Here is a 1,481-nt window from a genome sequence, read left to right as displayed (position 1 = left end):
TCGAACACGCAGTGCCCGGCGGTGGCGACCAGGTTGTGGTACTTGCTCTGGATCGAGGACGCGGAGCACCAGTACTCCTTGTCGCCGATCGTGAAGAAGACCTTGCCGATGGTCTTCGGCAGGTTGACGTTCTTCACCTTGGTCGGCGCCAGCTTCTCCTGGCCGATCGGCGGCACGGTGCCGGCCTTGCCGTCGGGGGCCGCGTCGCCGCCACCGAGCTTGACCTTGCCCGACTGCTGCGCGTTGTCGGTGAACTGCGTGGCGGCCTTGAGGTTGGCACCACCGTTCGCGGTCCAGTAGTTGCCGATCTTCTGCGCCTCAGTGGCGGAGGCCAGCGAGACGACCTTCTTGGCCGGGGCGGTCGCGGCGTTGGCCGAGGTGACCAGGGTGGCGCCGATCATGCTGGTGGCGGCAATGGCTCCGCCGAGGGGGAGGGCGAGACGCTTGACTCGGGTGTTCAAGGAAACTCCTTGGGCTGTCGTGGAACGCAATCGGCGTCCCATGCGTCAGTAAAGGGATAGCTAGGAAGATACAGAGAAGATCTTGGGCTGTGTGCGCCATTCGAGGTGAATTTTGACCCTCGCCCCGGCGTGACCTTTTCGTAACCATCCAGACTGGATCTTCGCGGCATGCCCAAGATCAAGTGGAGGTCGCTTCCCCGCAGATCAGGATGGGTATGTACGCTATGAGTCCAATGTGGCCGATGTGAAGGCCTCCGTTCCGCCGGGCGGACGAGTGTGATGCAGATCACATCGATCAAAGGGAGCCGGATCGGCCCCTCGTTACGTCTAAGAGCCCACGGTCGAGTCGATCTCCCCAGGACCCGCGTCCACGATCTTGCGTGATGCCTCGGACGGGCCCCTCGGAACGTCCGCAGGGCGCTCGCGTCCTCTCCCGCGGCACCAGCGGCGCGGAGGCGCCGCTTCCCGGCGGCGGTGGGCGTCAGGAGCTGCCGACTCCGCCGCGGCGATCGACGACGCGCGTGGTCTCCCCCGGAAACGCCGACAGGGCCCGGCACGAATGCCGGGCCCTGCTGGGTGGAACCGTGTTGCTCTAACCGACCGGAAGGTCAGGCCTTGGTGACGAAGTCACCGTCGGCGGCGACGATCTTGCCGGACCAGAGGTTGGCGGCGGCCTTGTAGATCGCGTAGGTCTCGCTGTCGAAGTAGGCCGAGGTGCTGAAGTCGATCCGGCCGTTGGCGTCGGCGTCGCCGATGAGGCTGGTGACACCGTTGATGTAGCCGAGGCGCTTGGTGTTGCTGTACTTCAGGATCCAGGGGCCACCGGAGGAGCCGGCGGTCATGGAGCACTTGAGGCCGATCTGGGCCTCGGCCTTGAACGCGGCGGCCGGGGCGGCGGCGAAGGTCTTGCCGTAGCACCACTTCGGCGTGACACCGGTGAACGGCTTGTCACCGTCGGGGTGCGCCGAGGCGGGGTAGCCGAACGCGTAGACCGGCTGGCCGATCTTCTGGTTCCAGGTG

The 1,481-nt window shown here is 65.8% G+C and carries 1 protein-coding gene and 1 pseudogene; both read right to left on the bottom strand.

The window, feature by feature from the left end; translation table 11 throughout:
• Nucleotides 1-461 (bottom strand): annotated as a pseudogene (locus DQ384_RS40165) (trypsin-like serine peptidase); the annotation flags it as partial.
• Nucleotides 462-1,069: 608 nt separating this feature from the next.
• On the bottom strand, nt 1,070-1,481 hold a 412-nt coding region (locus DQ384_RS41995; protein ID WP_484378275.1), incomplete at its 5' end, for a trypsin-like serine peptidase.

Origin of the sequence: Sphaerisporangium album (assembly GCF_003323745.1) — a bacterium.
Taxonomy (GTDB): Bacteria; Actinomycetota; Actinomycetes; order Streptosporangiales; family Streptosporangiaceae; genus Sphaerisporangium; species Sphaerisporangium album.
Note: the sequence above shows the minus strand (reverse complement) of the source record. Positions and strands in the feature narration are given on the sequence as shown.